27 protein-coding genes and 1 pseudogene are annotated in these 25,268 nt (G+C 61.3%); 17 read left to right on the forward strand and 11 right to left on the reverse strand.

Annotation, left to right across the window (positions count from 1 at the left end):
- Positions 1-22: 22 nt before the first annotated feature.
- Positions 23-1,108 (forward strand): sn-glycerol-3-phosphate ABC transporter ATP-binding protein UgpC, encoded by a 1,086-nt coding sequence (ugpC, locus tag M727_RS0105045; protein WP_023801855.1) that lies wholly within the window; start codon positions 23-25, stop codon positions 1,106-1,108.
- A gap of 128 nt (positions 1,109-1,236) precedes the next feature.
- Entirely contained in the window at positions 1,237-1,494 is a 258-nt protein-coding gene (locus M727_RS0105050) for a PepSY domain-containing protein (RefSeq protein ID WP_027151749.1), read from the forward strand.
- A gap of 86 nt (positions 1,495-1,580) precedes the next feature.
- On the opposite strand, the gene M727_RS0105055 is transcribed toward M727_RS0105050, so the two are convergent.
- Complete coding sequence (locus tag M727_RS0105055) at positions 1,581-3,473, reverse strand: murein L,D-transpeptidase (RefSeq protein ID WP_027151750.1); 1,893 nt, start codon at positions 3,471-3,473, stop codon at positions 1,581-1,583.
- A gap of 306 nt (positions 3,474-3,779) precedes the next feature.
- Positions 3,780-4,691, reverse strand: coding sequence for an alpha/beta hydrolase (locus M727_RS0105060; RefSeq protein ID WP_027151751.1), 912 nt, complete (start codon positions 4,689-4,691; stop codon positions 3,780-3,782).
- 47 nt (positions 4,692-4,738) lie between these two features.
- Between M727_RS0105060 and M727_RS0105065 the strand changes: the two genes are divergently transcribed.
- Positions 4,739-5,191 carry a MarR family transcriptional regulator gene (locus tag M727_RS0105065; protein WP_027151752.1) on the forward strand — a complete coding sequence of 151 codons (453 nt, stop codon included), beginning with the start codon at positions 4,739-4,741 and terminating at the stop codon, positions 5,189-5,191.
- A gap of 5 nt (positions 5,192-5,196) precedes the next feature.
- Here the strand turns inward: M727_RS0105065 and M727_RS0105070 are convergent, their stop codons facing one another.
- Positions 5,197-5,808: a pyridoxamine 5'-phosphate oxidase family protein gene (locus M727_RS0105070; protein ID WP_027151753.1), complete on the reverse strand. Its 612-nt coding sequence runs from the start codon at positions 5,806-5,808 to the stop codon at positions 5,197-5,199.
- A 65-nt stretch (positions 5,809-5,873) separates the two neighbouring features.
- Positions 5,874-6,233 (reverse strand): DUF971 domain-containing protein, encoded by a 360-nt coding sequence (locus M727_RS0105075; RefSeq protein ID WP_027151754.1) that lies wholly within the window; start codon positions 6,231-6,233, stop codon positions 5,874-5,876.
- Between the two features lie 296 nt (positions 6,234-6,529).
- Here M727_RS0105075 and moaA point away from each other — a divergent pair, with 296 nt between their 5' ends.
- The 9 genes from moaA to M727_RS0105120 all read left to right on the forward strand — a co-directional run bounded on the left by moaA (position 6,530) and on the right by M727_RS0105120 (position 14,000).
- Positions 6,530-7,525 carry a GTP 3',8-cyclase MoaA gene (moaA, locus tag M727_RS0105080; RefSeq protein ID WP_027151755.1) on the forward strand — a complete coding sequence of 332 codons (996 nt, stop codon included), beginning with the start codon at positions 6,530-6,532 and terminating at the stop codon, positions 7,523-7,525.
- Between the two features lie 145 nt (positions 7,526-7,670).
- Positions 7,671-8,591 (forward strand): DMT family transporter, encoded by a 921-nt coding sequence (locus M727_RS0105085; RefSeq protein WP_027151756.1) that lies wholly within the window; start codon positions 7,671-7,673, stop codon positions 8,589-8,591.
- Positions 8,592-8,652: 61 nt separating this feature from the next.
- Positions 8,653-9,162: a molybdopterin-guanine dinucleotide biosynthesis protein B gene (gene mobB / locus M727_RS0105090; RefSeq protein ID WP_027151757.1), complete on the forward strand. Its 510-nt coding sequence runs from the start codon at positions 8,653-8,655 to the stop codon at positions 9,160-9,162.
- A 214-nt stretch (positions 9,163-9,376) separates the two neighbouring features.
- Positions 9,377-10,159, forward strand: coding sequence for an ABC transporter substrate-binding protein (locus M727_RS0105095; protein WP_027151758.1), 783 nt, complete (start codon positions 9,377-9,379; stop codon positions 10,157-10,159).
- 113 nt (positions 10,160-10,272) lie between these two features.
- Entirely contained in the window at positions 10,273-10,986 is a 714-nt protein-coding gene (locus M727_RS0105100) for an ABC transporter permease (RefSeq protein ID WP_027151759.1), read from the forward strand.
- The gene (locus M727_RS0105105) at positions 10,983-11,816 is read left to right on the forward strand and encodes an ABC transporter permease (RefSeq protein WP_027151760.1); all 834 of its coding nucleotides are present in this window, start codon (positions 10,983-10,985) and stop codon (positions 11,814-11,816) included. Before M727_RS0105100 ends, M727_RS0105105 begins: the two co-directional genes overlap by 4 nt.
- A gap of 63 nt (positions 11,817-11,879) precedes the next feature.
- A complete protein-coding gene (locus M727_RS0105110; RefSeq protein ID WP_027151761.1) occupies positions 11,880-12,749 on the forward strand; it encodes an NAD(P)-dependent oxidoreductase in 870 nt (289 codons plus the stop codon).
- A gap of 8 nt (positions 12,750-12,757) precedes the next feature.
- On the forward strand, positions 12,758-13,459 hold the full coding sequence (locus tag M727_RS0105115) for a DNA alkylation repair protein (RefSeq protein ID WP_027151762.1): 702 nt from the start codon (positions 12,758-12,760) through the stop codon (positions 13,457-13,459).
- Between the two features lie 37 nt (positions 13,460-13,496).
- Complete coding sequence (locus M727_RS0105120) at positions 13,497-14,000, forward strand: GNAT family N-acetyltransferase (RefSeq protein ID WP_245268448.1); 504 nt, start codon at positions 13,497-13,499, stop codon at positions 13,998-14,000.
- A gap of 12 nt (positions 14,001-14,012) precedes the next feature.
- Here M727_RS0105120 and M727_RS43965 read toward each other — a convergent pair whose 3' ends face one another.
- Both M727_RS43965 and M727_RS43970 read right to left on the reverse strand, forming a co-directional pair.
- Complete coding sequence (locus M727_RS43965) at positions 14,013-14,489, reverse strand: hypothetical protein (RefSeq protein WP_348627151.1); 477 nt, start codon at positions 14,487-14,489, stop codon at positions 14,013-14,015.
- Positions 14,489-15,286: a hypothetical protein gene (locus tag M727_RS43970; RefSeq protein ID WP_348627152.1), complete on the reverse strand. Its 798-nt coding sequence runs from the start codon at positions 15,284-15,286 to the stop codon at positions 14,489-14,491. Before M727_RS43970 ends, M727_RS43965 begins: the two co-directional genes overlap by 1 nt.
- Before the next feature lie 396 nt (positions 15,287-15,682).
- Between M727_RS43970 and M727_RS0105130 the strand changes: the two genes are divergently transcribed.
- Complete coding sequence (locus tag M727_RS0105130) at positions 15,683-16,249, forward strand: DUF3299 domain-containing protein (protein ID WP_027151764.1); 567 nt, start codon at positions 15,683-15,685, stop codon at positions 16,247-16,249.
- An 11-nt stretch (positions 16,250-16,260) separates the two neighbouring features.
- Here the strand turns inward: M727_RS0105130 and M727_RS0105135 are convergent, their stop codons facing one another.
- The 4 genes and pseudogenes from M727_RS0105135 to M727_RS0105150 all read right to left on the reverse strand — a co-directional run bounded on the left by M727_RS0105135 (position 16,261) and on the right by M727_RS0105150 (position 18,881).
- A complete protein-coding gene (locus M727_RS0105135; protein ID WP_006333679.1) occupies positions 16,261-16,752 on the reverse strand; it encodes an Lrp/AsnC family transcriptional regulator in 492 nt (163 codons plus the stop codon).
- A 120-nt stretch (positions 16,753-16,872) separates the two neighbouring features.
- Positions 16,873-17,490 (reverse strand): annotated as a pseudogene (locus M727_RS0105140) (uracil-DNA glycosylase family protein); the annotation flags it as partial.
- 15 nt (positions 17,491-17,505) lie between these two features.
- Positions 17,506-18,117 (reverse strand): glutathione S-transferase, encoded by a 612-nt coding sequence (locus tag M727_RS0105145; protein ID WP_027151766.1) that lies wholly within the window; start codon positions 18,115-18,117, stop codon positions 17,506-17,508.
- Positions 18,118-18,257: 140 nt separating this feature from the next.
- Positions 18,258-18,881, reverse strand: coding sequence for a thermonuclease family protein (locus M727_RS0105150; protein ID WP_027151767.1), 624 nt, complete (start codon positions 18,879-18,881; stop codon positions 18,258-18,260).
- 74 nt (positions 18,882-18,955) lie between these two features.
- On the opposite strand from M727_RS0105150, the gene M727_RS0105155 reads away from it, so the two are divergent.
- Positions 18,956-20,476 (forward strand): ATP-binding protein, encoded by a 1,521-nt coding sequence (locus tag M727_RS0105155; protein WP_027151768.1) that lies wholly within the window; start codon positions 18,956-18,958, stop codon positions 20,474-20,476.
- A 133-nt stretch (positions 20,477-20,609) separates the two neighbouring features.
- Here M727_RS0105155 and M727_RS0105160 read toward each other — a convergent pair whose 3' ends face one another.
- A complete protein-coding gene (locus M727_RS0105160) occupies positions 20,610-21,605 on the reverse strand; it encodes a nicotinate-nucleotide--dimethylbenzimidazole phosphoribosyltransferase (protein WP_027151769.1) in 996 nt (331 codons plus the stop codon).
- 183 nt (positions 21,606-21,788) lie between these two features.
- Between M727_RS0105160 and M727_RS0105165 the strand changes: the two genes are divergently transcribed.
- The 3 genes from M727_RS0105165 to M727_RS0105175 all read left to right on the forward strand — a co-directional run bounded on the left by M727_RS0105165 (position 21,789) and on the right by M727_RS0105175 (position 25,134).
- Positions 21,789-22,022, forward strand: a complete 234-nt coding sequence (locus M727_RS0105165) for a DUF1289 domain-containing protein (RefSeq protein WP_027151770.1) — start codon at positions 21,789-21,791, stop codon at positions 22,020-22,022.
- A 7-nt stretch (positions 22,023-22,029) separates the two neighbouring features.
- Positions 22,030-22,734 carry a TIGR02281 family clan AA aspartic protease gene (locus M727_RS0105170; protein WP_027151771.1) on the forward strand — a complete coding sequence of 235 codons (705 nt, stop codon included), beginning with the start codon at positions 22,030-22,032 and terminating at the stop codon, positions 22,732-22,734.
- Positions 22,735-22,944: 210 nt separating this feature from the next.
- Entirely contained in the window at positions 22,945-25,134 is a 2,190-nt protein-coding gene (locus M727_RS0105175; RefSeq protein ID WP_027151772.1) for an adenylate/guanylate cyclase domain-containing protein, read from the forward strand.
- The last annotated feature ends 134 nt before the right edge of the window (positions 25,135-25,268 follow it).

Here is a 25,268-nt window from a genome sequence, read left to right on the forward strand (position 1 = left end):
CAGGAAACGGGAGCCATCGCTCATGGCTGAGGTCTCACTCAAGGGCGTCAAGAAATCCTTCGGTCGCGTCGAAATCATCAAAGGCGTCGATATCCACATCAACGATGGCGAGTTCGTCGTCTTTGTTGGACCGTCGGGCTGCGGGAAGTCCACGTTGCTGCGCATGATCGCCGGACTCGAGGACATAACCGAAGGTACCCTCGAGATCGGAGGCCGGGTGGTCAACCAGCTCCAGCCCAAGCAACGCGGTGTTGCGATGGTGTTCCAGAGCTATGCCATCTTTCCGCACATGACCGTGCGCGAGAATATCGCGTTCGGCCTTACGATCGCGGGCGCTTCCAGGCAGGAAAAGCAGCAGAAGGTGGCCGAGGCCGCACGCATCCTGCAAATGGAACATTTGCTCGACCGCCGGCCAAGTCAGCTTTCGGGCGGCCAGCGCCAGCGCGTCGCCATCGGGCGCGCAATCACGCGGAAACCGGCTGTATTCCTGTTTGACGAGCCGCTCTCCAACCTCGACGCCGCGCTGCGCATGGACATGCGCATGGAAATCGGCCGGCTGCGCAGGCAACTGGGCACAACGATGATCTACGTCACCCATGACCAGGTCGAGGCGATGACGCTGGCTGACAGGATCGTCGTGCTGAAGGACGGTCAAGTCATGCAGATCGGAGCGCCGATGGAGCTCTATCACGAACCGGCCAACAGGTTCGTAGCCGGCTTTCTGGGAGCCCCGTCGATGAATTTCCTGAACGTCGACGTCCTCGCCCTCGATGGCGAGGCGGCAATGGTTGGCAACCAATCCCTGGAGCCGATCAGGGTAGCGACCAGAAGGCGCGCCTTCCGGAAAGACGGCAAGGCCATCCTGGGTGTCCGTCCGCAGTACCTGCGGCCGGTGCAATCTGGAAAAGGCTTGCTGCATGGCATCGTGGCACATGCCGAGCGATTGGGCAGCGAGACGGTCGTCGACCTGACCCTTCGCGATAACAGCGAACTCATTGCGGCCTTCAATGAAGACAAGGTCTTTGAACCGGGTGACGCTCTGGAGCTCACGTTCGACACGGCCTTGGCCCACCTCTTCCCCGACGAAGGTGAGTTGCAGACGCATTAGCATGAGCAACGACAACAATATGCGTCTGCCAATTTCGCGGGTGTCCGTTCCGGAACCCGAAACAAACCTGCCCGGAACAAACCTGCATGGCCGCGAGTTTCTACTTTTGCGAGAAGCGAGGGAAAGCCATGTTCAGACTTGTTTTGGCGACAGGCGTCGTAGTTCTCTTTTTCGGTGAACCGGCCCTCGCCGCAGACGGAAGTCCGTTGCCGCCGCAGAATGCCAGGAAACTGTCGGAAATAATCGCCAAGGTCGAGCAGCGCGACGACTTTCGCTATGTCGACGAGGTCGCCTGGGACAGCGGTGCCTACACCGTTACTTATTACACGACCGACAAGGCGAAGGTCGAAATCACCTACGATCCGGTAACAGCCGAGCCCAAATAGATCGCCACTCCAGGCAATAGGTGCCCAGCTCGGCGACACTCATGGCGGCCGGGTTCCGGCGCCCGCTCTCCCCCGCGTTAGCGTCCTCAGATCGCCGGCGAGCGCACTGCTTGCGTGCTGTCGAGCGCCTGCTGCAGCCGCGTGTCGCGGTCGTAGACGTCGCTGAAATATTCGACTTTGCCGGACATATCAGGCCAGGCGGTGAAATAGGCGACATAGACCGGGATCCTGCGCGCTACCTTCTCCGTCGCATGTCCGTGCTTCAGCTTCTCCGCGATGTCATCGACCGAGGTGCCGAGCACGGCCGCCGCCATGCCGCGCGGATCCTGCAGGCGAACGCAGCCATGGCTGAGCGCGCGCATGTCACGCTCGAAAAACGTCTTTTGCGGCGTGTCGTGCATGTAGATGGCGTGCTTGTTGGGGAACAGGATCTTCAGTTCGCCCAGCGCATTGGCCTCGCTCGGCAGCTGGCGCACGCCATAAGGTATCTTCGCGCCATAGGCGCCCCAATTGACCGAGGAGGAGGGAATGCGTTTGCCGCGCGCGTTGACCACTTCGTAGCCGGCGCGGTCGAGATAGCCGGGATCCCTGCGCAGCCGGGGCAGCATCTCGTTGACGAGGATCGACTGCGGCACGCCCCAATAGGGGTGGAAGTCGACCTGCTCGAGCTGATCGTAGAAGAAGGAAGTCTGGTTGGTGGTCTTGCCGATGACGACGCGGGTCTTCAGCTTCTCCTCGCCATTCTCGATGTAGCTCGCGGTAAAGGCCGGCTGGTTGATGAAGACACGCGGGCTGCCGAGATCGGATGGCAGCCAGCGCAACTCTTCCAGCGCGACATGCACCTTTTGAATCTTGTCGGCCTTGGACGTCCCGACCAGCGCCGCGACGGTGCGCGGACCGATGACGCCGTCGCCCTTCATGCCAGCCTTTTTCTGCACCGCCTTGATGACCGGCACCAGTTCCGGGGCATAGACCTCGCTGGTGGCGAGCCGGGCCAATATCTCGCCATAGGCGCTGCCCATCTCGTCGTCGAGATTGCGCGCTATCTTCGTCAGAAGCTTCGGCAGTTCGGGGCTGGTCTCCCCCGGCTTCAGCAACAGCTTGGGATCGACGACGATCTCGTCGTCGGCGCTGGCCTGAAGTGATTCCAGTTCGACGCGCAGCGCCTGATATTCGGCGTTCTGCGGATGCCGTGATTCGAGATAGGTGCGCACTTGCTGGGTCCGCGTCAGCGTTTTCAGCACGCCTTCCATGTCGAGCGGCTTGACCGGGAAATCATAGTAGCCGGTGATGCGATTGGGATCGACGCGGCCGCTTTGCGCGTCGTGGACATAGCGCAAGACGCGCGCTGACAGCGCCATCTCGAAGCGGACAAGTTCCTTCAGCCGCGCATCGGCGCTGCCGGTCGATGCGCCGGCGGCAGGCACTTCAACCGTATAGTCGGCCGGCGTGAGGCCATAGCTCGTCGCCTCGCCAAGCACCCGCACCGCATCTTGCGCGCGGCTGTTGGCATTGGCTCCCGTCACCCAGATGAAATCCGGATTGGCCGCGTAATAGGCGACGAGCGCCTTGGCGATGTCCTTCTCCGCGTAGAGCTCGTAATCGTCCAGTCCGGCAATCGCTTCGCGGAAGGCAGCGCCGGTGGAGGAAGATGGCTGGAATGCGGCGTCCTGTGGCATTGCCGGCTCCGGCGCTGCCGTCAGCGTCGAGAAGTCGACGCGCACGAGCGGATCGCTCTTGTAGGTGTAATAGGACGGGCTGCGGATCCGAGAGGCAGCGGGCGCTGCTGCATATGGCTTGTATTTCGGCCTCTGCCTTGATGGCGGCAGGGGGAAATCACCTCGCGGCGAATGCCTGACACCACCGCCGAAGAGCCTCTCGAAAAACCCTTGCGCGTCTGCCTGCGGCACGCCGAAGGCCAGCATTGCCGCGACCGCCGCAAGCGGCATCACGGTTGCTTTGTTTCCGAGGAATTTCATGGAATCACCCGATCCGGCTGCAACCGGCTCCCGTTCCGCATCGCTGACGGTCTCGCCACCGCATCATGGATGTAGGGCGCGACTACACCGATTCATACTGATTTCGTTAAGCTTTCATAAATTTCAGGAGGTCTGTTGCAGAACAGTTTCACAACGCTGGCAACCGAAGCGAATTGGGTCCGCTCCGGTTCCAGCAAATAGCGCTCAGGTCGGGCGATGGCGCCGCGGCGATGCGAATCAGCGCGCCCGGCCTCTACGCATTCGGCTGCAAGGAAATCTCTACACGCAGGTCGAAGCCGTCGGTGTTTAATGCAGCGATACTTGCGCCCGGTGTTCGGCAACGAAGCCGACCGCACGTTCGACCACGCCCCTGTCGGCGAGGATGCGGCGGTGGCCGAGCCCGTCGGCCCAGTAAAGCCGCACATGGTCGCCGGCCCCGGCATAGAGCTTTGCATGGTCGGCGGACACTTCGCGGTCGTCCGGAGCATGGATGACCAGCGTTGGCACCGGCGTGCTGGCAAGCTGGCGGTCGCCGGTGAATTCGTGCAGCGGCCGGCCGGCGATGCGTTCGACCCGGTCGGCCATGGCGGCCTGCGAGCGTGGGCCGACACTGAGCATGCGGCTGAAATCGTTGAAGATCGCCGGCAGCGAACTCGGTGCCGCGATCAGCACCAGCCGCTCGGCCGCCAGCGGCGGAACGTCATTGACCGAACCGGCGACGGCATTGGCGGCGACGGCACCGCCGAAGGAATGGCCGACGACCGCGACGAACGGGCCGAACCATTCGCCGGTCAGCCGTGCGGCTTCGACAGCGCTGACCAATGTGAGCCGGCGGCCCTGCGATTGGCCGTGGCCCGGCAGGTCGAGCGAGACAACTTTGTAACCGGCGTCACGATAGGCTTCGATCAGCGTGCGCATGTATTCGGTGCGCGAACGCCAGCCATGGATGACGAGCACCGTGCCGACGGCCCGCCTGCCCGGCTCTGGCCTGAATTCATGCACCATGACGCAGCCGTTTTTGGTCTTCAGCCGATGATGGCGCGCCTCGGCCATGAAGCCGGCGGCGCGGTCGACGGCGCGTCGTTCGCCGTCGCTGAGAATTTTGGCGTTCGGCGTGCGGCAGAACAGTTCGAATGCCGCGCGCCCGGTAAGGCGGGGAGCCACATGTTCGGCGGCGGCAAACACGCCCCGGATGACCTTCAATCCAAATGATGCCATAGTGGCGATCCATCCATTCGTTCAAGCATGAACATAATAGTTCAAACATGAACATTAAACAAGAGCTGCCCTGGGACAACCCACGTTTTCGCAACTGGGTCGCGGTGGCGCGCGCCTGCCATGTCCTGGAGCGCACGCTGGCAGTGAAGCTCGCGCCGCTGGACCTGAAGCCGGCGCAGCTCGACGTGCTGATGAACCTTTATCGCCATCCCGGCATGTCGCAGCACGATCTCGCCCGCCGGCTGCTGGTCGGCCGTTCCAACATCACCATGCTGCTGCCGCAACTCGAGACACGCGGCCTGCTGCGCCGCGAAGGCGATCAGAAGGACAAGCGCGTGCTGCGCCTGACCCTGACCGAAGCCGGCACGGAACTGCTGATGCAGGCGCTGAAGGTTCATATGGCGCTGATCGAGAAAGCGATGAGCCAGTCGACGCCGGAGCAATGCGACATGATCGGCGAGCAGATGCGCAAAATTACCGACGTGCTCAAGGAAGCGTGACCCGCTCACCACATCGACTTTTTCGCGCGCTCCGGCCATTCCCTGTCGTAAGCCTCGCCGTTGATGCCTTTCCGGCTGGTGATTTCCAGGATCTTTCCGGGTGTCGGCAGCGACTTCGGGTCGACATGCCTCGCCGGGTTCCACAGTTCCGACCGATGGACGGCGCGAGCGCACTGGAAATAGACCGAATCGACATCGATGACCGTGACCGAACGCGCCGGTCGGCCGTCGACGCTGAACGAGGCACACAGCGCGGCATCCGTGGTGATGTGGCCGCGGCCGTTGACGCGCAGCGTGGTGCCGCAGCCTGGGACCAGGAACAACAGGCCGACGCGCGGATCGCGAATGATGTTTTTTAGCGAATCGGCACGGTTGTTGCCGCGCCGGTCCGGCATCATCAGGGTTTTCGGATCATGGATGCGGACGAAGCCGGCGAGATCGCCGCGCGGCGAGCAATCCAGCCCTTCCGGCCCGCAGGTCGCGAGCGCGGCAAAAGGCGAGGCCTCGATGAAGGCGGCGTATTCGGGAATGACATGGTCGAGTTCCTTGACCAGCGACGTCTCGCCGGGCAGCCCATAGAGCGCTTCGAGCTGTTCGACCGTGGTGATGACGGACATGTTTTCGCCTCCGAGCATCCGCAGCCGCTACTCCAAATCGGTGACGCTTTGACGACGGGCTGGAGCTACCGATCGCGGCTTAGCCCCTTCTCTTCCAGCTCGGCGAGATAGGCGGCCCAGCGTGCGTCCTTCTCATGACCCAGCGTATGCAGGTAGTTCCAGGTGAAGATGCCGGTATCGTGGAAATCGTCGAAGGTGATGCGGACGGCATAGTTGCCGACCGGTTCGATCTTCAGGATCGCAACCTTGCGCTTGCCGGGAACGGTCACGCGCTGTTCGGGCGAATGGCCCTGCACTTCGGCCGATGGCGAGGCCACCCGCAGCAGCTCCGCCGGCAGCTCGAACGGCTGATGGCCAGGGAAGGTCACGGTTAGCAGCCTGCGGTCCTTCGAGACCCTGAATTCCTTCGGCGCCGTCATGGTGATAGGTTCCGCATCATCTGTCCTTCCCTACGCCGCTTCGCGCAGCGGGAAAAGGCTGCTTCGAAACTTCCGACACGATCCGTCGGTGGCGCGATGTTGCCTAATGCATGTCGCGCAAAAGTGTGCAGCGGTTTTGCGATAACGACATGCATAAAACAACAACCTAAAGCGCGTCGCATGAGACCGGTCGAACGCGACGCGCTTTAGGGATCGAAACTTCTTGACTTGAATGGCAGGTTGGATCGTATCACATAGCCATATATAACGAAGCCGTTCGCAGCCACGGGAAACGCACCAGCATGGACATGATCGATCCTTTTGGTCGCACGATCAGCTATCTGCGCGTTTCGGTCACCGACCGCTGCGACTTCCGCTGCACCTATTGCATGGCCGAGGACATGGCGTTCCTTCCCAAGAAGGATTTGCTGTCGCTGGAAGAGCTCGACCGGCTATGCACGGTTTTCATCGAAAAGGGCGTCAGGAAACTGCGTCTTACCGGCGGCGAGCCGCTGGTGCGCAAGAACATTATGCATCTGGTGCGTCAGATTTCGCGTCATCTCGAAAGCGGCGCTCTGGAAGAACTGACGCTGACCACCAACGGCTCGCAGCTTTCGCGCTTTGCCGCTGAGCTCGCCGATTGCGGGGTCAAGCGCATCAACGTCTCGCTGGACACGCTGGACCCGGAAAAATTCCGTCAGATTACCCGCTGGGGCAATCTCGACAAGGTCATGGATGGCATCGACGCCGCGCAGGCAGCGGGGCTGAAGGTAAAGCTCAATGCGGTGGCGCTGAAGGATTTCAACGACGCCGAGCTGCCTGAGATGCTGCGTTGGGCGCACGGCCGCGGCATGGAGTTGACGGTCATCGAAACCATGCCCATGGGCGAGATCGACGCCGACCGCACCGACCAGTATCTGCCGCTGTCGCTGCTGCGCGCAGCACTCGAGCGGCAGTTCACGCTGACCGACATCCCCTACAAGACCGGTGGCCCGGCCCGCTACGTCCACGTCGCCGAGACTGGTGGCAGGCTCGGCTTCATCACGCCGATGACGCATAATTTCTGCGAAAGCTGCAACCGTGTCCGGCTGACCTGCACCGGCACGCTCTATATGTGCCTCGGCCAGGAAGATGCCGCCGACCTGCGCGCACCGTTGCGTGCATCCGAAGGCAACGAACTGGTCGCCGACGCCATCGACGAGGCCATTGGCCGCAAGCCCAAGGGCCATGATTTCATCATTGACCGCCGCACCAACCGTCCATCGGTATCGCGGCACATGAGCGTCACCGGCGGCTGATCTTCCTGGTCGCACCGCCGAAATAAATCCTGCCGCTGTTGCGAGGAGCTTGCAGCGAGCCGCCGAAGGCCGTGGACCAGCCCTTTGCCGTTGCTGTTTTGCCGCCGCTGGTAGAGGCTTGATGCAGACCACAGTGGTAACGCCTTTGCTTTTTTCCCCAAATCTTCGCGGTGCACTGTTCATGGTGGTGGCCATGAGTGGTTTCACCCTCAACGACGCGATCACCAAAGTCGCGTCGGAATCCATGAACATGGCGCAGGTCATGCTGATCCGCGGCGCCTTCGCCTCGCTTTTCGTAGGCCTGCTTGCCTGGCAACGCGGTGCGCTTGCCCTGCCCGGCTCGATGCTGCAGCCGATGGTGGCGATACGCGTGATCGGCGAAGCCGGCGCTACCGCGTCGTTTCTCATCGCCCTTGCCCATCTGCCGATTGCCAATGTCTCGGCCGTGCTGCAGGCGCTGCCGCTGGCGGTGACGATGGGCGCAGCACTTGTGTTCAAGGAAGGCGTCGGCTGGCGGCGCTGGCTGGCCATCGCCATCGGCTTTGCCGGCGTGCTGATCATCGTGCGGCCGGGCTTCGAGGGGTTCAGCATCTATTCGCTGCTGGCGCTGGCCTGTGTCGCCTGTTGTGCGGTGCGTGACCTCGCCACCAAGCGGATACCGCAAGCCATTCCGACATTGCTGGTGTCGACCACCACGGCACTCGCCATGACAATGCTCGGCGCGGCGCTGCTTTTGCCGATGGGCGGGTGGACACCGATGACGGGGGAAAGCACGGCGTTCCTGGCATTGGCGGCAGTGCTCGTGGTCATCGGCTACCAGTTCATCATCATGGCGATGCGGGTGGGCGACATCTCGTTCATCGCGCCGTTCCGCTACACGGCCCTGCTCTGGTCGATCCTGCTTGGCCTGTTCATCTTCGGCGACGTTCCCGACCTGCCGATGATCCTCGGCGCCAGCATCATCGTCTGCTCCGGCCTCTACGCACTTTACCGCGAACGGATCGTCGGTCGGCGCAAGACAGCCGCCGAAAGCGCTGGACCTGATATGGCGCCGGACGGCATATAGGCTTGCCGTTCGCCACGAGTGACCTTGTCCGTGTCGAGGGTCTGTTGCAGAGCATGAAGCTATGATGAGACGCGTCTTCGGTATCACCGGCTGGAAGAATTCCGGCAAGACGACACTGACCGAAAAGCTGGTCGCCGAACTCGTCCGGCGTGGCTGGAAAGTCTCGACGGTAAAACACGCCCATCATGCCTTCGACATCGACAAACCGGGGGCGGACAGTTTTCGCCATAGGCAGGCCGGGGCCACTGAAGTCGCCATCGTGTCGGACAGGCGTTGGGCGCTGATGCACGAATTACGCAGCGAGGACGAGCCGACGCTGGATGCGATCCTGTCGCGGCTCGGCACCACCGACATCGTGCTGGTCGAAGGCTACAAGCGCGAGGCGCACAGCAAGATCGAGACGCGGCGGCTGGAGGCCAAGGACCGGGCACCGCTTTCGGCAAATGATCCGCACATCGTCGCCATCGCCGCCGACTTCGCCATAGCCGACGAAAGCCTGCCTGTCTTCGATCTCGACGACACCAGATCGATAGCCGACTTCATCGAGCGCGCGACAGGTTTGACGCGCTGAGGGTACTGCCGAAGAAGCATCGGCCGCCCCCTGTTTCCCCGTTGCTATACCTGCCGCAACGTCAGCATTGTCAGGGAATGCGAAACCCGCAAGCAACGGTTTTACAGTTGCTTTTTCTTGGGAAAGAATGGGAGTATCGCGCCAGCGGGCGGTCAACAGAACCGCCCACAGAGCCGTTTGGAACGACGGCCGGGAACATACAGAGAGGACTATCATGCGTACTGCACTGCGTATAGCGCTCGCCGCATCGGCGGCGCTGCTGACATTGGGCGTTGCCCAGGCTCAGGAGAAAACCTTGAGGATCGGCTCGGAGGGAGCCTATCCGCCGTTCAACAACCTGACTGCTGATGGCCAGCTCGTGGGCTTCGACATCGATATCGCCAAGGCGCTTTGCGACGAGATGAAGGTGACGTGCACTTTCGTCGCGCAGGATTGGGACGGCATCATCCCGGCGCTTCAGGCCGGCAAGTTCGACGCCATCGTTGCCTCGATGTCGATTACGCCGGAGCGTGCCGAGAAGGTCGACTTCACCAACAAATACTACAACACGCCGCCGGCGATCGCCGCGCCCAAGGACAGCGATATCAAAGGCGTGACCAAAGAGGACCTGGCCGGCAAGACGATCGGCGTGCAGGCGTCCACCACCCACTTCAATTATTCAACCAAGACTTATGCCGACAGCACAATCAAGCCGTACCCGACCGCGCAGGAATACCAGCTCGATCTCGCCAATGGCCGCGTTGATGCGGTCAACGACGACATCACCGTCATCGAAGGCTGGCTTGCCACGCCGGACGGCGCCTGCTGCAAGCTGATCGGCGCGATCACACCCGACATCGAGATCCATGGTCCGGGCGCCGGCATCGCGGTACGCAAGGGCGATACCGCGTTGGTCAATCAGTTCAATAAGGCGATCGACGCCATCCGCGCCAACGGAAAGTACAAGGAAATCAACGACAAGTACTTCAAGTACGACGTCTACGGCGGCGAGTCCTGATCCTTCCGGGTTGACGGCGAACGGCGGGACATCCCCGCCGTTTGCGCAAGGCGCGGCGCGCCCGGGCTGACGCCGCGCTCTCAAAAAAAGCATAGAGGAGAACAGGCAGGCGGATGCAAAGCGTTTGGACGCTGCTCAGTTGGGGACCCGAAGGCTGGCTCGACGACATCGCCTATGGTGTTTTCATCACCGTTTCGCTTGCAGCCGCGACCCTGCCTCTCGGTCTGGTGATCGGCTTTCTGGTTGCGCTGGCCAAGGAATCCAACGAGCCGTCGCTGCGGCTGGCCGGCAATATCTACACCACGATCTTCCGTGGATTGCCTGAACTGCTGACCCTGTTCATGATCTTTTACGGCGCGCAGATCGGCATCCAGCAGTTGATGCGCCTGTATGACCCGACCGCCGCCGTCGAAGTGAATGCTTTTGTTTCCGGCATGATCGCGCTCGGCGTCGTCTTCTCGTCCTATGCCAGCGAGGTCTTCCTCTCCGCATTCCGCGCCATCCCGAAGGGACAGTATGAGGGCGGCTATTCGGTTGGCCTGTCTGGCTGGCACACGATGCGCCTGGTGGTGCTGCCGCAGCTTATCCGTATCGCGCTGCCGGGTCTTGCCAATCTGTGGCTCATCTTGCTCAAGGACACTGCGTTAGTTTCGGCGATTGGTCTTGCCGATATTCTGCGGCAGACCGGTGTTGCTGCCCGCGTGACCAAGCACGCCTTCCTTTTCTATGGATTTGCGGCCCTTATCTATCTGCTCCTCGCCATCATATCGTCTTTCGGCATCAATGCCATTGAACGCAGGGTTGGCCGACAACAGGTGCAACGATGAGTGCGGCAGCGGCCGAGGTGGCGACCAAGGTCGAAAAACCGCCGGCAATCCCGCGCGGCTGGTCCCGGCAACGTGTATTGGGATATGCGTTGGTCGGTCTCTGGATCGTGCTCGGCATCGGCATGACTGTATACTTGGTCGAGGCTTGGAATTCCGAACTCTTCCAAAAATACGCCCCGGGCTACATCTCTGGCCTGGGAGTGACCCTCACGCTTGTCGTTGTGTCGATCGTATTGGGAGCCGTTCTTTCAGTTCCTGTCGCGTACGCGCGGATGTCCAGGAACCGGACCCTGTCCAGCTTTGCCTACGCTTACGTCTACTTCTTCCGCGGCACTCCGCTTTTGACCCAAGTCTTTCTTATCTACTATGGAGTGGGTTCGTTTCGACCGGCACTTGAAGCTGTCGGCCTGTGGGGCTTTTTTCGCGAAGCTTGGTACTGCGCCATTTTCTCGTTCACACTCAATACAGCAGCCTATCAGGCTGAGATCCTGCGCGGCGCAATCGAGAGCGTGCCCAGGGGCCAGTGGGAAGGCGCTGCCTCGCTTGGCCTGCACAAATTGCAAACACTGCGCAAGATCATCCTGCCACAGGCATTGATCGTGGCGCTGCGCCCCTACGGCAACGAGATCATCCTGATGATCAAGGGCTCGGCCATCGTAGCCCTCATCACCGTCTATGATCTGATGGGCATCACGAAGCTCACCTATTCGCGGACTTTCGACTTCCAGTCCTATGTCTGGGCGGCGATCATCTATCTGATCATTGTCGAAACGCTGCGCCACGCAGTCGAATGGATCGAAGGGCGCATCACGATCCATCTGCAACGCTGACTCCCATCGCTTTGCCTGATCCGCTAAGAAGGCCGGAAAACAGGATTGAAGGGATTCGAAAACATGGCATCGGTGGCATTTCTCGGTCTTGGCGTCATGGGCTATCCAATGGCCGGACATCTCAGGAACAAGGGCGGCCACGACGTTACCGTCTACAACCGCACCAAAGCAAAGGCCGAGCAATGGGTGGCCCAGTATGGCGGCAGTGTTGCCAACACGCCGGCTGAGGCCGCCGACGGCAAGGACTTTGTCTTTTGCTGCGTTGGCAATGACGATGATTTGCGCGCGGTGACGATTGGAGCCGAGGGTGCGTTCCAGTTGATGAAGAACGGAGCCATCTTCATCGACAACACCACGGCCTCGGCTGAAGTCGCGCGCGAACTGGCGGAGAAGGCGCAAGTTCGCGGTTTTTCGTTCCTCGACGCACCGGTCTCCGGCGGTCAGGCCGGCGCCGAAAACGGCATCCTGACCGTCATGGTCGGCGGCGAACAGAAAGCCTTCGAGCAGGCGAAGCCTGTCATCGATGCCTATGCCCGCATGGTCGGGCTGATGGGCCCGGCCGGCTCGGGCCAACTCACCAAGATGATCAACCAGATCTGCATCGCCGGCCTTGTCCAAGGGCTGGCCGAAGGCATTCATTTCGGCAAGAAGGCTGGGCTCGACATCGAAAAGGTCATCGAGGTGATCTCCAAGGGCGCGGCCGGCTCATGGCAGATGGAGAACCGCCACAAGACGATGAATGCCGGCAAATATGATTTCGGCTTCGCCGTCGACTGGATGCGCAAGGATCTCGGCATCTGCCTGGCGGAGGCCGACCGCAACGGCGCCAAGCTGCCGGTGACGGCACTTGTCGACCAGTTCTACAAGGATGTGCAGGGCATGGGCGGCAAACGCTGGGACACGTCTTCGCTGCTGGCGCGATTGGAGAAGTAGGTTTTGTCGTGGCCGAGCTTTCGCCTCAATCCAGCGCCGAGGAGATTGTCGCCCATCTGCGCTCGATCGGCTCGCAGGAGAACCGCCTTGGCATGCTGCGCTACGGCATCAAGATCGAACGTGCGCTCGGAATCTCGCATGGCGTGCAGAGGCAGATTGCCAAGAAAATCAAGCGCAACCATGAGCGTGCCTTCGAACTATGGGAGTCGGGCATCATGGAAGCGCAGTTCATCGCTTCCGTCACAGCCGATCCGAAGCGGTTTTCTGCTGCGGATGCAAGACGATGGGCGGCGACTTTCGACTCGTGGGATATCGTCGACGGCGTCTCCGATCTCTTTGTCGATACGGATTGCTGGAAGGAGCTGATAGAAGAGTTCGCGGCCGACGAACGCGAGTTCGTTCGACGCACGGCTTTTGCCATGATGGCCTGGTCGGTCGTCCACCGGAAGAAGGAGCCAGAGGCGACCTTCCTCGACTTCCTGCCGATCATCGAAGCGCACGCCAGCGATGCCCGTAATTTTGTGAAGAAGGCAGTGAACTGGGCGCTTCGCTCTATCGGCAAGCGATCGATGAATTTGCACGGCGCTGCCCTCGCCCTGGCGCAGAAGCTGGCCGGTTCGACGGACAAGACGGCGCGCTGGATCGGCAAGGACGCTGCACGGGAGCTTTCCGATGCCAAGACGCTCGAGCGGCTCGCCAGGAAAGGCTGACCGGAGCCAAATCCGCTTTACTGAGGTGACGCGATCCATGCGCGCCGATTTCGAGAACGTGTTCGAGCAGCCTGGCGGCCCGAAATATTGCTGGTGCATGGCCTGGCGACAGCTCGAAAACCGCGAGCACGCGTCAAACGACGCGAGGAGACGGGCCATGATGGCGCTCATCGAAGTCGGCACGCCGGTCGGTATCGTCGCCCATGCCGAAGGCAACATCGTCGGCTGGTGCTCCGTGGCGCCACGCGAGACCTATCGCAAGCTGTCGCAGGAGCAGGACGACAGCGAGGTGGGTGTATGGTCGATCGTCTGCTTCTATGTGCCGAGGGCGTCGCGCGGCCTGGGACTGGCAAGCGCCCTGCTCGACGCGGCCATCGATCACGCCTTCGCCAAAGGCGCCAGGACCATCGAGGCCTATCCGGTCGATCAGGCATCGCCGAGTTACCGTTTCATGGGCTTTCGAGAGATGTTCGTGGCCCGCGGATTCCACGAGATCGGCATGGCCGGCTCGCGCCGGCATGTGATGCGCTTGGAGCGTTGAGGACGCCAGCCGCTACCGGCGCGGGTCGCGAACATCAAGTTCCCTCCACATCCACTCAAAACTGTAAGCGGCCATAGGATGGGCGCGGTCAGGCTGCCTCGCGGTCTGGTTTTCCAGGTATTTGAGCCACTCGGCGACCTTTTTCCGGCCAGTTTTGGTCTTTACGGCCTGACGCGGTGTCTTGCCCCCAAGCATCCCGACCGGCCGATCGAGGGTTTCCCGATAGTGTTGATCCAGGTATTCGTGAATGGCCTGTTCAGCGAGTTCCGGCGGTATCTCCGATGAGGGCGTCCTGCCCCCCTTGGCTGGCCGTTCGGCCATCATCTGCTGTATGGTGCGGATTTCCGTAAGAGGTGTTCGGACCAGATCGCCAAAGGCTCGCTGGACAAGGGCCGTCCCTTTTTCCGCCCGCGCGGAGGAATTGGCGGATAGACACAGGAAACCGCCTTTCAACTCGACATTGCCCAACACGCGCCAACCGTTGTCCATCACGGTATCCAGGGAAAGCTGGCCCGCCTCCTGTCCTCGCCTTGCGGCGTGTATTCCAGCCAGTTCCAGAACTGTGCATTTTTCTGCGACATGCCCGCTATGCCGTTCAGCCGGGCGGCGATGTCCTTCTGCGTCACGCCGGAGGCCAAGGGAAAGCGGACATCATGAAACATGAATTCGTCGCCCTCTGCAGTTTGGAGCATCTGCATGTCCATCACCTTGTCCAGGGCGTCGAACACCCATACGAGCGTGAACATGAACGCCACCGCCCGCAGGTCTTCATCCCTCATGGCCGGCAGCTTTCTTGCGGCCTTTTTGCCGAACACGTCCAACAGGCCATCGAACAAGGATTGGGTGGCCTCTCGGGTGAACGGAAGGACACCGTCGGTAAGGATATTCTTTCCGAGGACGGGCACGATTCTCGCCGCGATCTTGTCCCACTGCTTCAACGTCTTGGTGGCGGTGGCCTCTTTGACGGCGATCGGCTCGCCACCGCGGAGAAGATCGCGTGCCATAAACGATTGTCCCGGAACGACGTCGCTCACCTCATACAAGCTCATGACGGAGGTACGCAGCGCGCCCATATAGGCTCTCGTTTGCGCATTTTCCTTCCAGCCTCTGCGCTTGAGATACTCATCGACGATGTTGCTGGGTTCGCCGTCGAAATCCTGGGTCAGGAAATCCTCGAAGGCGCAGCCCCAAAGAGTCATGACTCTTTCGTCACCGAGGACCTCGGCGAGTTCTTCGAATTCCATGTCCCCTTCGCCAAGGATCGGGCCGAAATGATCGTCGAACACTTCCTCGAAACATTCGCGCCATTTGTCACGGCTGAGGAATTTCATCAGCCCGTTGAGATCATGGCTGGTCGGCATTGAATTTCTCCAGGTTCAGGCGATATTCGAAGATAGGGTTTTTGTCGTCTGGCATCGCTGGGTCGGGTTATTCTGCGCCGCTGAGCCGACTGGGCAAGACTTTTTTTGGCGATTTCCTCGCCTTTCTTCGGATCGAACTCCCCGCGCCGGCGCCGCTCTGCCCTTCGGTGTGGGCGGCAGCCTCACCGACGGTTTGCCCCGGTTAGCCCACGGGCATGGCACTCTATGTTGCATTCTGCGATAACAAGTGCGTCACCCCGTTGCCGATACTTGACGACGGGTTTACCCGATCCAGCCACGGACTGGCGAAGCATGAAGCCAATGAACAATCGTCTCAAATCAGGCGCGGCCTTGGCTGTCGCACTCGGCCTCTCCATTGCCACCGCTTCCGCCGAAACCGCGCGCATATTCTGGAAAGACCTGCGCCCGGCGACCCAGCCCGCTGCCGAAAGTGTCGGATTGCCGATGGTCGCGGCAAGAATGCCGGACCGTGGCGAGACGCTGTCTGTCAATTTGCGAGACAAGGCCATTCAACTGGCGGGGTACGCGCTGCCGCTCGATCGGGACGGCGATCTCGTCTATCAGTTCCTGCTGGTACCGTGGACAGGGGCGTGCAGCCACATGCCGACGCCGCCGCCCAATCAGATCGTCCTCGTCACGCCCGCCCGCCCCTACAGGATGTCGCAAGCCTATCAGCCGGTTGCCGTGACCGGCGCCCTGGAGCCGGGCATGGAGAAAAGTCAACTCTTCATCCTCGACGGTGTCAGCGTGATCCAGTCGGGCTACACAGTGCGCAAGGCGGAGGTGGCGGATGTCGATCTCGTGCCGGACACGATCACGCTACCGGCAAACTCGCCTTGGAGTTTCCTCAACAAAAAGAACAACTAAGCAAAAAATCCTCAGGCAGCGTTGGCGCCCGATTCCTTGTCCAGGACCATGTAGTCGAGCGGCATTTCGGTCGTGTACTTGATCTGCTCCATGGCAAACGACGACGAGACATCGCGGATCTCGATCTTTGCGATCAGCCGCTTGTAGAAGGCGTCGTAAGCAGCGATGTCGGGCACCACCACGCGCAAGAGATAGTCGACGTCGCCGCTCATCCGGTAGAACTCGACCACTTCCGGAAATTCCTGGATGACCTCCGAAAAGCGGCGCAGCCACTCATGGCTGTGCGAATTGGTGCGGATCGACACGAACACGGTGACGCGCACATTGACCTTTTCATGATCGAGGATGGCGACGCGCCGCTTGATGACGCCTTCCTCCTCGAGCTTCTGGATGCGCCGCCAGCAGGGCGTGGTCGACAGTCCGACTTTCTTGGCGACATCGGCGACCGCGAGCGTCGCGTCCTCCTGCAAGAGGCGGAGGATCTTTCTGTCAAGGCGGTCCATTTTGGTGCTCCCACGGGGATAGATCAGGAATAGATTGGCTATAGTCCTTCTTATTTGGGCCATTCACAAGAAAGAAATTCTGTCAGATGGCGCAAAAGCGAGTGATTTCTTGCTTACGCGTCAGCCGAGGCGATAGCGGATTTCCGATCTCAGAAACGGCAGCAAATCCATTTCAAACCACGGATTGCGCTTCAGCCAGCCGGTGTTGCGCCACGACGGATGCGGTAGCGGCAGCACTTTCGGGGTGCTGGGCGCATCCCAGATGATGCGCCAATCCATCACCGTCTCGGTCAGCGAGGGCCGGCGCGCAGCGCCCATGTGCCAGGATTGCGCATAGAGGCCGATCGTCAGCACCAGGTCGATGCGCGGCATCAGCGCCATCAGCTCCGCACGCCAGGCCGCTGCACATTCGCGGCGCGGCGGCAGGTCGCCGCCCTTGGCATCCTGGCCGGGAAAGCAAAAGCCCATCGGCACGATGGCGAATTTTGTCGTGTCGTAAAATTCGTCGCTGCTGACGCCCAGCCAGTCTCGCAACCGATCGCCGGAGGCGTCAGTGAACGGCATGCCTGACATATGCACCTTGGTGCCCGGTGCCTGGCTGGCAATCAGTATACGGGCGCTCGACGACGGCCTGAGCACAGGGCGCGGCTCATGCGGCAGCGGCTGGCCGACCGGGTTTTCGACGCAGATTCGGCAGGCGCGCACCCTCGCCGCGAAGTTTTCCAGCTCTTCGCTCATGCCTGGGGCTCATCCTCAGGCGGCGGCGCTCGGCCGGCTGGAGATCGCCTGATGCCAGCGCAGCACGTTGACACAGTCTTCCGGCACCTTGATGCGCGCCGGCTTCATGAAGTCGATGGCAATCAGCCCGGTGATGTCGGCGATCGAATAGGCGTCGCCGGCGACGAATTCCCGGTTCGCCAGCTCGTCGTCGAGGAGTCTCAGGAATTCAACGGCTTTCGGCTTGTTGGCCTCGCCCCATTCGGGGATCTGTGGAACTTCCCATTCCTTCATCGCCGGATGGACGTGTCGGAACGCAGCGCTGACGCTATTGAGCAAGTTGAGCTCCATCCGTCTTTGCCACATCTCGACCAGCGCTTTGCCGAGCGCGCCGCGGCCGAACAACGCCGGTTCCGGGTGCAGTTCCTCGAAATAGCGGCAGATGGCGACGGATTCGGTGATGACGGTGCCGTCGTCGAGTTCGAGCACCGGCAGGCGCTGCAGCGGGTTGCGCGAACTGACCGGCTGCTCTCTGTGCTCCAGCGCGCCCATGTCGACGGGCACCAGCGGAACCTCAAGCCCCTTTTCAACGAGGAAGACGCGAACCCGCCGTGGATTGGGCGCCCGGCCGCCGTCGAAGAGTTTCATCCCATCCTCCTTTCGCACCGGCCAGACAACCGGAATCAATTCCCGGAAAGCACGATGCGAAGATTAAAAAATCTCAGCGCATGCCTTGTGTCGTCCGACTGAACGCACCTCGCTCTGTTGCAACACTATAGGGTTGACCATCACCAGAAGCGAAAAATTTCTCGCAAGCCATCGCCGATCGAAGCCAAACGGCCGTGCTTTCTTTCGACCACTTCGTGATCGTGGCTCTCGCGCCAATCGTGCGGCTCGTCGAAAGTGCCGGCCCAGATGCCAGCCTTGCCTGATCGGGCAGCGGCCTCCTCGGTTTCGAAATCGCCATAGGCAACTGCCCAGCCGGCCTCGACCTGGGCGCGGTTGAGATCCTTGCCGCCGGCGTTGCAATCGCCGAGCAGCCGGCGGTATCGGTCGCGCTGCCAGCCGGCGCAGGAGACGGGTCTGCCTGATATCAGACGTACCAGCGACTGCCGCGCCAGCTTGCCGCAGGGATAGTCGGCGCCGTCCTTGCGGCAGATTTGCGAATATTCGGGCGCGTCAATGCCGCGCATGCGGATGCGCTCGGTACCGAGCGTGATCGTATCGCCGTCATTGACGACGGCGGCACCCTCGGCCTTGCGCGTCTCGATCCGATCAAGCCGCGCCGCCAGAAGGATCAGCAGACCGAGGAAAAGCACGGCCAGTGCGTAGTCCACCAGCCGGCGCCAAAGGCTTCGCGGCCGCGGCGGGACGTATCGCCGTCCCGGCCGCCGCGACCACGAACGGCTCATATGGCAAACCGTTGGTTAATCATTCGAACGTAGCTTAACAATTTGAAACCGCTGCCCGCATAAATTGAAGTCTCATGCCCTCGCAACGCTCGACCACAGCGGACAAGTTTATTGTGGACCGCCGGAAACCCCATCGCAACAGCGATGTGGCGCGCGCGGTGCGCAAGACGCGCGACCGTCTTTCGCAGCAGGCCGGAAATCCTGATTTCGACCGCGAGCTGTTGAAACTGCACGCCCGTGCGATGATAGCCGGCGCGATCATCGTTCCGCTTCTCGTCCTGGCGACCGCCGCGACCGGTCTGTTTGCTGGCGTCGGTAAGGCAATTGGCGTCTGGGCGCTTTTCATCCTCATCTGCTACGCCATCGTCGTGTTCATGGCGAGGCGCATCGACCGGACGGAAGCTGCCGAACTCAACCCGCCGCAAACGCACCGTGATTTCCTGATAGGCCATTTCCTTTGCGGCCTGGGCTGGGCCTGGTTTGCCTGGCTCGGTTGCGACGCTTGCCAGGTCGACCAGTTCCAGTTGATCAAGGCGGTGGTGCTGCTGCTTGCCATGGCGGCGACGGCGATCACAGCGTCATCGTTGCGCGGTGCGTTGCTGGCGACTTTCGCCGTTCCGGTGGCCGCCTATGCCTATGCCGGCGCCAGGCAGTGGATGCCGGTCGAGTTGATCATGGCCGGGCTGCTGATTGTCTCGCTGCCCTTCTTCGCCTATGTGGCGCGCCGCCTCAATCGCTCGTCCTTGATGCTGCTCTCGTTCCGCTCCGAAAAGGACGCGCTGATTGCCGAATTGGACACGGCGAAATCGATGTCGGACGAAGCGCGCCGACGGGCGGAGGACGCCAATCTGGCAAAGTCGCGGTTTCTGGCCTCGATGAGCCATGAGTTGCGGACGCCGCTCAACGCCATTCTCGGTTTCTCCGAGGTGATGGCGAACGAGGTGCTCGGACCGATGAGCAATCCGACCTATCGCGACTATGCTCGCGACGTCCATGACTCCGGCCAGCACCTGCTCGACCTGATCAACGAAATCCTCGACCTGTCACGCATCGAAGCGGGCCGCTACCAGCTCAACGAAGAGCCGATGATGCTGCTTTCCGTCGTCGAGGATTGCTGTCACATGATGGAGCTGAAGGCGCGCAACAAGGACATCCGCATCGTCCAGGATTTTGAAAACGCCTTGCCGCGCCTGTTCGCCGACGAACGCGCGGTGCGACAGATCGCGCTCAATCTTTTGTCGAACGCCATCAAGTTCACCGGTACTGGCGGCGAGATCCGCGTGCGCGTCGGCTGGACGGCGGGCGGCGGCCAATACTTCTCCGTCAAAGACAATGGGCCCGGCATTCCGGAAGACGAGATTCCGGTTGTGCTGTCCGCCTTCGGTCAGGGTTCCATCGCCATCAAGAGCGCCGAGCAAGGCACCGGGCTTGGCCTGCCGATCGTCCAAAGCCTGCTCGCCATGCATGGCGGCGAGTTCGAACTCCATTCCAAGCTGCGCGAAGGCACTGAGGCGATCGCCATCTTTTCATTGAGCCGGGTGATGGAGGAATTGCCGGCGCTGCCGACCAGGGCCGTTGCTGCACGCCGGCGATAGACGCTTAATGCATGTCGCGCAAAAGCATGCCCTCGGGCCTGACCCGAGGGTGTGCAGCGGTTTTGCGATAACGACATGCGTAAAAACAACAACCTGAAGCGCGTCGCATGAGGCGGGTCGAACGCGACGCGCTTTAATGCAGCGCCGCCGCCATGCCCGAGGCGGTGAGCGCAGCAGCTTTGACTAGGCCGGCCGCAAGTGCCGCCCCTGCCCCCTCGCCGTGGCTGACGCCGAGATCAAGCAGCGGGCGCAAGCCGAGCCGCTCGGCGGCCAGAGCATGCGCAGGCTCTGGCGACAGACTGGCAAGCAGGCAATGGTCGAGCGCGGCGGGGTTGGCAGCATACAGCGTCGCGGCGGCGGCAGTCGCAACTAGCCCATCGAGCAGGATGGGAATCTTCTGCATCCGGGCGGCGAGGATGGCGCCGGCGATCGCCGCGAATTCACGGCCGCCAACCCGGCGCAACGCTTCCAGCGGATCCCTGAGACTTGTGCCGTGGAAGGCTAGCGCGGCATCGACCACATCCGCCTTGCGCGCCTGCATCGATGCATCGGCGCCCGATCCGGATCCGACCCAATCGGCGCCCTTGCCGCCAAACAGTGCGGCAAACAAAGTCGCTGCAACGGTGGAATTGCCGACGCCGAGGTCGCCAAGGCAAAGCAGATCGGTGCCGCCGGCGATCGCCTCCATGCCGAAGGCCATGGTGGCAGCGCAGCCGCGCTCGTCAAGTGCTGCGTCCTCGGTGATGTCGGCGGTCGGAATGTGCAGCGCAAGATCGAACACTTTCAGCCCGAGATCATTGGCGATGCAGATCTGGTTGATCGCCGCACCCCCGGCCGCGCAAAACTCGACGGCGTTAGCCGTGGCAGCGACAGGCCGTGGCGAAATGCCGTGGCGAGCGACGCCGTGATTGCCGGCGAAGATCGCCACCAGAGGCCGGTTCACTGCCGGCGGCGCGCGGCCGCTCCAGGCGGCCAGCCAAGCCGCGATGTCCTCGATGCGGCCGAGCGAACCCTTGGGTTTGTCGGCCTTGGCAAACAGCGCACGGACGCGGGCTTCGGCCGCCGTGTCGGCCCGTGGCACGGTCGCCAGAAGATTGCGAAAATCGTCGAAGGGCAGCGCGCTGGTCATGTCGTTGATGATCGTTCCCGGAGTTGGTGACCGGCATAGCCGCCTTGCTCGGCCGGCACAACTGCCTGCACTGACGCGAAAGCGGCTGCCGGCGGCGCATTCCGGAGGGCTTGCATTGGCGTTGCCGTTACACCATGTGGAGGCGAGACGAGGGATTCCTGACGGAACCCTGAGAGAATAAACATGACGGCCATCGAATCCCCATGCGTCCTGGTCTGTTCGATCGATATGAAAACCGGCTTCTGCTTCGGTTGCGGCCGTACGCGCGAGGAAATCGGCGCCTGGATCGAGATGACCCCTGAAATCCGCCGCAGCGTCATGGCCGAGCTGCCGGCCCGGCTGGAAACGGTTGAGCGCAGACCGCGCCGCGAAACCCGCCGCACCCGCCTGGCGCGCGAACGCGACGCTCTCTCGTGAGCCACATATGAACCGGGTTTTCTGGGTTTTGATGATCCTGATCGGGGTAGGCGTTGTCCTGCTCATGCTCAACGATTCCGCCGGCAGCACATTCGGCGTCGAGAATGACGATTTCAGCCGGCTGATCTGGCTTGCCGCCCTGGTCGCGCTCATCGGCGCCGGCCTGCTCAGATCAGGCAGGCCCTTGGGCACGATGGCCCGCAGCCTGGGCACCTGGGCCGTCATCGTGCTGGCACTGATCGCCGGCTACCAGTACCGTTATGAATTGCAGGATTTCGCCAGCCGGGTGACGGCCGGCCTTGTTCCCGGCAGTCCACTGGCGTTGGGCCTCGACGACGGCCATGCCACGGTGACCCTGGACAAGGCCGGCAATGGCCATTTCGAAGCGCGCATCCTGGTCAACGGCACGCCGGTCCGGGCTGTGGTCGATACCGGCGCAACCAGCACCGTCTTGACCGCGCAGGACGCGCAAGCGGCCGGCTTCAACCCAGCCGCTCTCAATTTCACCATACCGGTTTCCACCGCCAACGGCGTGGCGCGCGCCGCCGTCGTGAGAACCGACGAATTGGCGATCGGCGGGATCGTGCGCAAGGACATGCCGGTCATGATCGCCGCGCCCGGCATGCTCGGCCAGAGCCTGCTCGGCATGAATTTCATCGGCTCACTGTCCGGTTTCGACGTGCGCGGCGACCGCATGATCTTGCGCGATTGAACTGTCAGGCGGCTGCGCCGCTCAGTGAGCTGCCAATAGTGCGCCCTCGTTGGGACAGTCGGTCAGCGTAGCGAGCATCTCCGACACTTTGCAAACTCTCGATCTGGGAACTTCAAGGGCAAATCGTGACCCAAAGCCGACGAGAGCAGGACTAGGCTCCGAAGCGATACTCTTTTATCATGGTACAGTTGCCCAGCGCCGGAAACTACCATGGAGCGCAGGCTTGCGGCGATAGTTGCCGCTGACATCGTTGGCTACAGCCGCCTTATGGAAGCCGATGAGGCGGATACCCTCGCGCGCCTGAAGAGCACCCGCGAGAACCTGATCGATCCTAAGATCGCCGCTCATAAGGGGCGCATCGTGAAGCTCATGGGCGACGGCGCGCTGATAGAATTCTCCAGCGTGGTCGACGCGGTCGGTTGCGCCGTCGAAATCCAGCGGACGATGGCGGAGTGCAACGCCGAACTGCCGAAGGAAAAACAACTCGAATTTCGCATTGGCGTAAACCTTGGCGATGTGATTGTCGAAGGGAAGGATATCTATGGCGACGGCGTGAATGTCGCAGCGAGATTGGAAGGATTGGCCGAACCCGGGGGCGTCCTTATTTCAGGAACGGCATTCGATCAGGTCGAGAGAAAGCTGGATTTTGAGTTCGAATTCTTGGGTGAACAAAAGCTCAAGAACATCGAAAAACCTGTTCGTCTGTATCGGGTAGGCCCGCGGGCACGCGCCGCATCCGGAACAGTTCCAACAAAACGCAAGCGCTATATCGAATGGCGCCGGCCGGCGGTCGCGGCGACAGCGCTGATCCTGATCGCCGGAGGTGTAGCACTTTGGAAGGTCGTCGGGGACGGTTCAGGACCGCCGGTCGAGGTGGCCTCCAGGGAAAGAATGGCGCTCCCGCTACCTGACAAGCCATCGATCGCTGTATTGCCATTCACCAACATCTCGAGCGACGCCGGCCAGGAGCACTTCGCCGACGGCATGACCGATGACTTGATCACCGACCTTTCCAAGCTTTCCGGCCTCTTCGTGATCGCGCGAAACTCGACATTCATTTACCGCGGCAAGCCGGTAAAAATCAGCCAGGTCGCCGAAGAACTTGGCGTGCGTTACGTTCTCGAGGGAAGCGTACGGCGAGCCGGCGAGCAGGTGCGAGTCAACGCCCAGCTCATCGATGCCCTCACCGGCGGGCATGTGTGGGCGGACAGGTTCGATGGAAAAGTCGCCGATATTTTTGCGGTCCAGGACGTTTTTGTCGCAAAGATCGTCGAAGCGTTGAAGGTCAATCTCACCACCACCGAAAAAACGGAAATTGCCCGCGCCAAGCCGGACAATATCGCAGCCAAGGAAGCTTTCGAAGAGGGTTGGAGCCTTTATCTCCGTTACAACGCAAAGGACACAGCTGCCGCCATCACTTCCTTGAAAAAAGCAACCGAACTTGATCCCGAATATGGGCGAGCTTATGCCGCCCTGGCGCTGGCCTTCTTCCGCGTCGTTGACTCACTCTGGGGTAAAGAACTCGGTAGGGACGAACCATATTTCTGGTGGGGAGCTCACGATTACGTAGAGCTGGCCAAGAAATATCCAACGTCACTGTCTTACACGGTCGAGGCATTGCGGAACGTTTATCAAGGTCTGGCCGAAGATGCACGCAGGAATGCCGGTCGAGCGATTGCATTGGATCCCAACGACCCCGAAGCACACATCGCAACGGCTTGGGCGCTGACGATCTCAGGCGAACCTGCCGAGGCGCTGAATTTCGTTGCGTCCGCCATGCGGCTCAACCCGACCTATCCAAGCCACTACGTTCTCGCTCGTGGATTGGCGCTTTTTGCAATGGGCGATCTGAAACAAGCGGCTGAGGTGTTCGGAGACGGCGTTAGGCGAAACCCAGACGCAACTGCGCTCTTTCTACCACTCAGTTCCGTGCTGGCGCAGCTCGGGCGCCGGGAAGAAGCCGGGCAAATGCTCCTGAAGTTCCGACCGGGTGCAGACCAGAAAGGGCTCGAAAATCTTCCCGACACCTATATCTTCTCGTTCCAATGGGATTATGAACACGCAGGCGTGCGGGAGCGCCTGTATGATGGTCTCCGTATCGCTGCGCTGCCGCTGGCCATCACCGTTACGAGCCTGGAAGCAGAGCTTGAGACCGGCAATCCCTTTTCCCAGCAATATGCGGCAGAGCGACTGGGCTGGTTTGGACCAGCGGCAGCACAAGCCGTTCCGGCTCTGGTTGAAGCGCTTAAGGTTGAATATCTCCGCCGGGATGCCATCGAGGCGCTGGGAAAGATCGGGCCTCCGGCACGAGCTGCGATACCTGCGCTCGTGGCACTCCAGAATGAAGCTCTAACTGGCATTCACGCAAAGGACGCGCTGTCCAAAATCAGAGGCAATTGATCGACCCTGGACGCGCACCCGGGATTTCCGCTTGTGGTTCAACGCGGACCTGCTGCGATGTCCGCTCGGGAGCCGCTGGTGGGGGCAAGGAGACATTAGACGCGTCCAGTCCGCCATCCCAGTTTATGAGCAGA

The organism is Mesorhizobium sp. WSM2561, from assembly GCF_000513915.1.
In the GTDB taxonomy this organism is placed as follows: Bacteria; Pseudomonadota; Alphaproteobacteria; order Rhizobiales; family Rhizobiaceae; genus Mesorhizobium; species Mesorhizobium muleiense.